The organism is Moorena sp. SIO3B2 (assembly GCF_010692525.1).
GTDB classification, from domain to species: Bacteria; Cyanobacteriota; Cyanobacteriia; order Cyanobacteriales; family Coleofasciculaceae; genus Moorena; species Moorena producens.
Map to the genome: position 1 here is coordinate 1 of NZ_JAAHHE010000254.1, position 8,761 is coordinate 8,761.

General features: G+C 42.3%; 8 protein-coding genes. 7 read left to right on the plus strand and 1 reads right to left on the minus strand.

Translation table 11 applies throughout. The features are described from left to right. Positions 1-356 precede the first annotated feature (356 nt). Positions 357-578 carry a hypothetical protein gene (locus F6K38_RS30000; RefSeq protein WP_287358721.1) on the minus strand — a complete coding sequence of 74 codons (222 nt, stop codon included), beginning with the start codon at positions 576-578 and terminating at the stop codon, positions 357-359. A gap of 78 nt (positions 579-656) precedes the next feature. Between F6K38_RS30000 and F6K38_RS30005 the strand changes: the two genes are divergently transcribed. The 7 genes from F6K38_RS30005 to F6K38_RS30035 form a co-directional block, all read left to right on the plus strand. Next, positions 657-1,193 carry a hypothetical protein gene (locus F6K38_RS30005; RefSeq protein WP_287358723.1) on the plus strand — a complete coding sequence of 179 codons (537 nt, stop codon included), beginning with the start codon at positions 657-659 and terminating at the stop codon, positions 1,191-1,193. A gap of 164 nt (positions 1,194-1,357) precedes the next feature. After that, complete coding sequence (locus F6K38_RS30010; protein WP_287358726.1) at positions 1,358-1,678, plus strand: hypothetical protein; 321 nt, start codon at positions 1,358-1,360, stop codon at positions 1,676-1,678. A 146-nt stretch (positions 1,679-1,824) separates the two neighbouring features. After that, the gene (locus F6K38_RS30015; protein WP_287358728.1) at positions 1,825-2,943 is read left to right on the plus strand and encodes an ATP-binding protein; all 1,119 of its coding nucleotides are present in this window, start codon (positions 1,825-1,827) and stop codon (positions 2,941-2,943) included. Then, positions 2,940-3,158, plus strand: coding sequence for a hypothetical protein (locus F6K38_RS30020; protein ID WP_287358730.1), 219 nt, complete (start codon positions 2,940-2,942; stop codon positions 3,156-3,158). Before F6K38_RS30015 ends, F6K38_RS30020 begins: the two co-directional genes overlap by 4 nt. A gap of 98 nt (positions 3,159-3,256) precedes the next feature. Next, positions 3,257-3,532, plus strand: coding sequence for a hypothetical protein (locus F6K38_RS30025; protein WP_287358732.1), 276 nt, complete (start codon positions 3,257-3,259; stop codon positions 3,530-3,532). Positions 3,533-4,275: 743 nt separating this feature from the next. After that, positions 4,276-7,437: a hypothetical protein gene (locus F6K38_RS30030; RefSeq protein WP_287358734.1), complete on the plus strand. Its 3,162-nt coding sequence runs from the start codon at positions 4,276-4,278 to the stop codon at positions 7,435-7,437. A 946-nt stretch (positions 7,438-8,383) separates the two neighbouring features. After that, the coding region (locus tag F6K38_RS30035; RefSeq protein WP_287358735.1) for a hypothetical protein at positions 8,384-8,761 on the plus strand (378 nt) is incomplete at its 3' end.

Genomic DNA, 8,761 nt, shown 5'->3' on the forward strand with positions numbered 1-8,761 from the left:
CTGCGCGAACTATGAATTTAGTACTTATCCGGTGTGTTCCCCAAGTACTGCTGACGCCACTATGCAGTTAATTGACGAGTATATGCGAGCTGCTCACGGACTGAACACTATCCCACCAACCGAGCAGTGGGATAGCTTGAAAAAGTTTAAGCAGTGGTTAGTGAATTTGTGATATATCCGTCTATATCTTCCATATCTAATTCTTCAAGAATTAATGCTTTATCGTAAGCACCATCTGCATCATAATATTTGTGATGGTGAACATATATTTCACCGGTAAATTCTGTTTTTGTTACTTCTATTTCACGTTCTTCTGTATTTTCGGAATCTTCCTCGTCATATGAATCACAGCGTTCCTATGTCCAGATTATTTCTGTGGTTACACGCCATTTTTCAAAATCAATTTCAGTCACTTTGGTATTGTTAGGTTTTGTAATCCAAATATCTCCATAGTTGTAACTTGCCCAGTGACGCATGTATTGGTCTGCGTTGTGTTCCATGTGCTTTTTCACTATATCAATAGTAACCTCTTCATGGTCTTTCATATACTTAGAATAACTTGAAAGTAATATATCCATGTTGTTGGAGTCTTACAAAGTCTTACACGAGTATGTTAGCATAGTCTTACACAGTCTTACAACACAAATGTATTGACCATGACAAGAACTAGTACCAGCACCGTGACCGAAGGACTGCTCCACTGCATGGATGGTAAGTGGACCATCCAAATCCCAGCTGACGCTTATACAATGACTGGTTCAGACTGGTATGGATGGCTCAAAACCAACTCCAAGTTCCGGTTCAAGCATGGGGCTGATGTCTCATACACCGCTTACAAGCACAGTGATTCATACTGGAAAGTCCAGCGTCGGGTTAACGGGCGACTCCGTAATAAGTACTTGGGTAGTAGTGGGGAACTACATTATGGTCGTCTGCTAGACATCGGCCATCAGCTGGCACTCCCCGATGAACTGTATTGGCAAAAAGAAACCGGCCAAAAGACCGGCTCGCAAGAATTACGGGAACTAAATTACAAAATCAACGGGGCTAATGACCTGATAGAGCAGTATCTCACCGCCCATGGAAAAGATGCTATGCCTGGTTCTCCCCGCTGGGAGCATCTGAGACGTTTTCGTCAATGGCTTGAGCTACAGGGTCGCGATAAGTCGGAAGAGAACGAACCAGTTCTCTGAGTACATCAGTTTTTCCTCTGTGTGACAGTGTACAGAAGTCTTCAAGTGCTTGAAATTCGTACTCAGGCATTTTGAAAGTGAGTGCTTTTAATTTTGGCCTTGACATTTATTGTATGTTCCGTGTATTGTGTTTATATGGTTGATGACAATACAATAAACATTCAATGACAAGTCCATCTATAGGTGACGAAGCAGGTGCGACTGGTACTCGCACCCACTTCAACAGAGGCAGGAAACGTACTCCTAGCCGTTCTTTAGAGTCTGCATCTAGTCTATCTGATATGACAGCGGTGACCGTAACTGGTCACTGCGACAGCGCACCAACTGAGTGGCAACTACTACCAACATTCAGCACATTCTCACTGTCTCCCGATGGCAGTTTTCCCAAAATCAAGTCAAGTAAGTCTGCATTCATAGACATCAAAACTCAGAAGAACCAAACCGGTATTGCCACCGGTCGTTGTTACCGTATGTATCTAGGGTAGTGCTATGGAAAATCGTAGTTTCTTTGCACTACTCGCCGTAATAGCTCTCGCTATGCATTGTTTCTCATACTTTGAAATTATCCGACTCAATGCAAAGCTTGAAGCTATCAAAAATGAGTACACTGCATTTCGAGTGGGGTGTCTAAATGGGCGGTAAGTGGGTGGCAATGCCACTCAAAATAACCAGTAAGTTACTAGATTACGGATTGTGGTTTGCCTGTCGTTTAGTGATAGTCACTCTACGGGTCGCAATCTGGATGTGGAAGTCTCTATCCCGCTTATCACTTGACTTGTCGGTTATGGCTGGCAAGTCTTATGATAAACTCATCACCGTTTATGACAAACTCCCGTATGACGGTGGTTTTGATGACATTAGCGTTTATAACCTACGTTTACACGACGGGGCTTCAGTCATTTCCCCCGTCGATTTACTAACAGAAATTCAGTCTAAACAGTTGATGATTATCGGAGCTACTGGCTCCGGAAAATCAACACTCGCTCAATGGTTGTCATACCAAGTCGGAGGACAGGTAATCGTATACGAATGCGAGGGCTCTCCAGACTCGTGGCGTGGGTTACAAGTAGTCGGTCAAGCTGAAGATTTCGATTCCATAAATCAGTCGATGGCTGCTGATTTGAAAGACTTAACCCACCAGATTGAAATCCGGGCAGAGCGTGGGGATTCAGCATTAGCTGGAAGTGACCGGGTTTTGATTGCAGAAGAATTTCCGGAACTCGTTCAAAAATGCTCAAACGCATCAGAGTGGCTGGAGAGACACGCCCGTCGTGGTCGGAAAGCCAGACGCTTTTTGATACTTCTATCCCAGTACGACCAGGTCGCAGCATGGGGGCTTGAGGGAAAGGGTGGTATAGCTGCTAATTTCAGCAAGTTACGACTTGGGAAGCTCGCGGTTAAGCATGCCGGTAAGCTCAAAGACGACCAGTTGGTGGACTGGCTCAAGTCCGATAGTACGCACGCACTACTAGATGATGACCCGGTGCAGCTACCAACGTACCGGGAGCTAACCCAGGTTACACGCCAGTTACCGATTTCGACCTGGGAAATCGCTGAAACCGCCGCTGGAAATGACTTGAACCGAATTTCAGAGAGTTCCGAAGACTCTGAAATCTTGGGGAAAGCGCTGGCTGAACTGGCTCAGACCAAAAGCCCAACGTACGTAATCAAAAATGTTCTCGGGTACACCGGGAGTCGTTATCAAGCCGGGAAAGCGGAATTTCAGAAGTTAATTGGAGAGAAGGAATGAGCGATGATTTAATTCGTAATGCAGCAAGTCATCCGGTTCGACAGCAGAAAATTCACAGAAATATTTCCGATTGTATATGGTTTCGTGGCTGTGCTGAGAGGATTGAATTTGCAACTGGCATGAATCAAGACCAAGTTGACCGGTGGAGTGAACTAGAAGACCAAGAATGGGAGCGTCTAAGAATTGCTCAACGAAATAGTCAATCAAAATCTTGAAAAGTCAGAGGTGAATAGTGACGTGGAGTTTGAACTAGAAATAATCCGACTTTATTTCATAGTCGGACTTTGGTGGTTGTCTTTTTGGATTGTAGCAAATGTTTGAAACACCGTACATCGAAATTGAGATTTTTGAGTTTGAAAGTCGGTTTGATTGTCGTACCATTACGTTTCGATTTCTATCAGACAATGATGGGCTGAAAATGTTGGCTGATGGATGGGCACCAGCAGTAGACCGAAAGTTTTCACTCCCAAAATTCCAAAAGCAAGAAAAGTTCAGACCAGGATGGTATGGATCTTTGAATTGTTTGGACTCTGCTGAACCAATGGATTACCGGTGTCTGAAGTACTGGCGGGAGAAGCTCTATGGATAAACCAGATCCAAAAGTCAAAGAAGCGGTAATCGCTGAAGTAGAGACGTGGTGGTCATTCGACCGCCCATTGACCGAGACTCTCGTGAACGAAGTGCTAGAAAACCCGGAGTGCGACCCAGTACTCACGAAAGTCTTCATCAACAAGCTCGTTGGTTCAACTATCTATAAATAGTTAAACGACTATAATCTTATAAAACAATTGAGTTAGTTGACTCATGTGGATGATTTGGTGGGTTAACACCTCCTAGTCATCCACTTTTTCATGGATGCAAGTAACAAGATTTATCGGTACTATAGCCATGACATACTACACATATTACACAGCTCGAAGCATAGTAAATCCATGGGGATTCAGTGAGAATGGGATTCAAATAATGGACTCTAATCAAGCGAAAATATTTTCTCAGACATCCAAGGATGTCTGAGAAATTTTTTTCTGTTCAACGCTTTACCAGAATGGGGTTTTGGGAATGATAACCCCTGAGCCTGGAAATGTAATTACCGGAACTGGGTATACTACAAGACCCGTGAATCAGATGGTCTTGGACTTGCTGTTAGGAAACTAGCAGTAATTTATAGTGAATAATTGACCGATTAAAAAGACTTATAAATGAAGATTAGAATCGCTAAAAGCATTACTGTGAAAGGACTTGACAAGATATTTAGTTATGTGTAAATAATAAAAAGGTCAGGAGAGCTTAAACGGGTTCCCTGACCTAAAAATAATTCAATGGTTTAATTGTATGAAGACTGAACCAAAATCACAATATCAGCAGAGCTTACAAAGCACATGTGCATTCGATACACATAATATGCACATCAGCGAAACCGCTACAGAATCCGCTGACGCACACAGACTTTCAGAAAATGAACATCAGGAGCATCTACCCATGAGTTTGAAGGTCACTGGGAAGGACTTAGGCGGAGCAAAGAGCGCTACCGTCAAAGACATCAAGCGAACATTTTCACAGTCTCGATCCACAACCCGATATCGAAATCACAGAGCACACTTCTACGCAATTGGTAAACAGTGCACGTATCAACGACCGGTTGATGTGCAAGACATTCACAATCACGAAACTATAGTTTGTCCGATGGAAATTGATACCGAGTTCACGGAGTACTTACTAAATATTATAGACCCAAAACCATCAGAAGTCATCAACAAAACCATTACTAATCAGCTCAGATTTATTGACGAGCCAACTGGCAAGATATTTGCTCATCCAGACATCACAAACATCGCTCGACACCCAATATTCACCAGTGGCTTCTCACCAGTAGATTATCTTCAATCATTCGGTTATGACTTCAAACTATCCCGGCTAGAGACAGATGAAAAACTACCCATAATCCGCTTCGACCTCTATGGATTTTTCTTGCTAGCTGAGCTCTACCGGATGGTAACTGGTGAATTTCAAGCAGATGTCAACTATGCAGTCTATAACAATGACGAAAATACTGGAAATATCACAATGAACCGGCGGCTAACAGCAGAGATGCCAAGCGGTCGTGAAATCCCAACACAGTACATCAAGATGCCATGGGTTTTAGAAATCAACGGAAGTAAGCGCCAAGTAGCTATCAAGTTATTTGATACGTGTGCAGTTCATGGAAAGTCAAATTACAAAACGTTCTGTGAGACATCTGGAGTAGAATTACCATATAAAGACATCATTACAGCCAAAGATAAAGCACACATGGACATCATTTACTCTGAACGCCCAGAAGACTTCGACAACTATGCACTTGGTGACCTATACAACTACGACGCATTGATTGGAAATGGTCAACGCTTCTTTGAAATCTATAAAGCGCTTGGTATTGAGGAGTACTTTGAAAATCCCCGGCTTACCATTGGCGCAACGGTCAACAACATTTTAACCAGTAAACTTCTCGAGCGCTACGGACTGGATCCAAAACAGAAAAAGACATTACTAGAACTTTGCGAATACGGAACTGCGGCACACTTCAAACAGTTCAGACAGCTCACCAGTGTTTATAACGCCAAAGTAGATGGCGGACGGTGTCGAAATAATCGACCAACTACAGTTACTAGTAACAAACTAATAGCTGATGCAGATATTAGTGGATGCTATGGGAACGGGTTACGACATCAAGAATTTCCACTTGGCCGTCCGATGGTGATAGACTATACCATTAAATCTAAATGCAATCAGTACTTATCACTAAAACAGTTTCTGAGAAAGTATCGAAAAAATCTGGTGCCCGGATTATGGATGGCACGAGTGTCTTTAGCTGATGGTTACGAACTGAAACATGTCCAAGATAATCTCATCTCATGGATACCACCACGAAATCCTGGAAATATACCAACTGATACAGACTTAGAAGCCACTGAATGGTGGACTGAAGACAACATCGGAACTACCAAAATATTCACACGAGACGTCAAACTGGCAGTCATTACTGAAGACTTTATTGAATGGTTAGAGAATGTATGCTCGGTAAAGCAGAAAGCTGAGCTACTTGATAATCTCTACATAGTGACTGCTACTTATTATCCGAGATGCGAACGTGTTGATACTTTAGAAGAACTACTAAAACGAAGAGCTAATCATACTGGTAAAAACACCACCAACGCTGTAAACCAACGCAAGAAGTCTAAAATCATTAAGACTGAACAAGAGTGTTATGCATGGACTAGTGTGAATCTTGGAGAATTGTTAGTTGATAAACTGCTCAAACTCCGGAACCAATATAGCAAGAAAATAGCGAATAAGAAACCATGGAACTCTCTGTATAAGCTAATCATTAATACAATCTACGGGATTATGGTTTCGCCATTTTTCGCCATTGGTAATGTAGTTGTTGGCAATAACATCACAGCACGCGCCCGAGCTATGGCATGGTATATGGAAAAATCACTGAACGGTTTTCAGACCATTACTGATGGATGCGCTTTCGAGTTAGATAACGTCATTCATAAAAAAGCAAGTCGAAAACTTACCGCTGAAGCATTAGTGGAAGCATACACATCGGGAAAAACAAAAACGCTAAATTTTGGAAGTCTCTTTAAAGAACACGACATCGAACTCGGAACGGTTCAACAAGACGGTCAAATGACAGTCATCGCCAAAACTGAAAATGGAATGATGACCGGTAAGGACTTGGAAAACATGGTAGCTAAGCAAGTGGCAACACACATACGAAACACATTTCCAACAGTTTCAGTAGTCAACAAGTTTGAATTTGAAATCAAGTCAATATGCACATCTGGCACATTCCACGGCTCAGCTAACTACAAGTTTCAAATTGGCGATGAAAAAGTCACCACAAAAATGCGCTCATACCGAGATAATGAATGTCAAGCCGAAACCATGAATGGTGATGAGTTGCAAAGCTTAACTAACGAATATCTACCATCCGAAACATTCTTAGATAGTCTACACGAGACACCATACAGTGTTAAGCGTGCAAAAACTTATCTGTTCCGTAAGATACTGAAACCAAGCGAATACAAGAAAAATTATCTGACATCTTGGAAAAATTCTCAAGCATTCCCCGGATGCACAGTTGAGTCGGCTCGTCTGTTGCGAGAATGTAGCTTATCACAATTCACATTTCAAACCCATGACCAAATGAAAAGTTGGGAGCGTGAACAGAAATACCTCATCAACAAGTATGGTCAATCATACGAAACATTTTTCACTAATGATGATGGGACTATCAATTATCAACTGATGACAAATTCGATTGACGCAGCCATCCGTACTGGTAATCGCAATTTCAAGTCAACCATCAAAGAACACAAGTACTACCATGCAGCACGACATTACGAAGAACATCCAGAATTGCAATGCTTGCTAATGGTCAGAGCCAACTTAGATATTCGTTATGGTCGCAAATTGGTTACTGGTAAAAATGATAACAGTGAAGAGTAATCAAATCTAGATAAACCATCAATAAAAGTTAGCACATGCATTTTTGGAACTCACTGCTAACAAGAAACACAAACCGAAAACTTGTCAAATATTCACATTTTGCATGTGCTAACAAAACTAGGGGTGTACCAGTCAAAAGCCAATACTGACACCATGATAACACATTTACCCCATTAACACCAATTACCGGTATCAATGAAATGGATATCAATAATTCCAACTATTGAAAACGCTTGATGGTAGTTAGTAGTACTCTAATCCACACAAACCAATGGTGTTAATGGGTTATTAGACCGGTGATTTAAGCCATGTCAAAAACCACTAAATTAGCGCACTCACAATATCAGTTCAAAAAAACAAGCTTGACTGCGGGAAAATCGACTTCTGAAACCCGCATAAAATATGGGTATGTGTGTTTTTGTTGGCGTGAACGCCGCTAATATATGGGGATTTGATGCACGCCAACCCCATATTTTGGCCGCGAAGCATCCGCTTAATTTCCGTGACTGAGTACTTGGTCTTATAGTTGACATCTCATGACGAGATTAAGCGTATTTTAGTCGGTTTTGGGTATTTGATGTTCTAATGACATTGTGAATCAACAAGGTGTCATAACCATCCCATTACCCTATCCTCTACCTGTCCCCTACTCTTCCCTGGTTCTAAGTATTGACTATTTAGTTTGTGAATTTTTGATGTGTGTGGTCAAGATGGTCTGATTCATGTCCTCTTTTTGGCTATCATTGGCCGTACCCGGCCAATTAGCTGGTTCATATACCCATTTTAGCTTTAAGAGTGGTTACGGGCTTGCCTTTGCATTGGAATACCATCCTGTAGAATCCTTCCTAGGTGTCGCTGTTTTCTTTTTATGACCCCTCACTGTACCCCGGTCGCATTTTTCGATACATTGAACTTGGCCGAGCCGCCGTACCGAATCCTCATCCCAATGACTACTGAAGAGCTGCCTGGTAGTGATTGGTTGGATTGGTTGCTTCATAATGACCGGTTTCTTCTCGCCCATTCCATGTGTCAGCGCTTTGTAGCTCATAAGACCATCAACGGTTACTGGTTTGCTCACCGCATAATGCATCAGCGAGTCCGTACCAATTTATTGGGAGTTTCCAGTGATTTGTGTTGTGGGTTGCTAGAGCTTGCTGCTATCAACATTTCCCTACCCGATAACGAGTACTGGGTAGACTGCGCGAACTATGAATTTAGTACTTATCCGGTGTGTTCCCCAAGTACTGCTGACGCCACTATGCAGTTAATTGACGAGTATATGCGAGCTGCTCACGGACTGAACACTATCCCACCAACCGAGCAG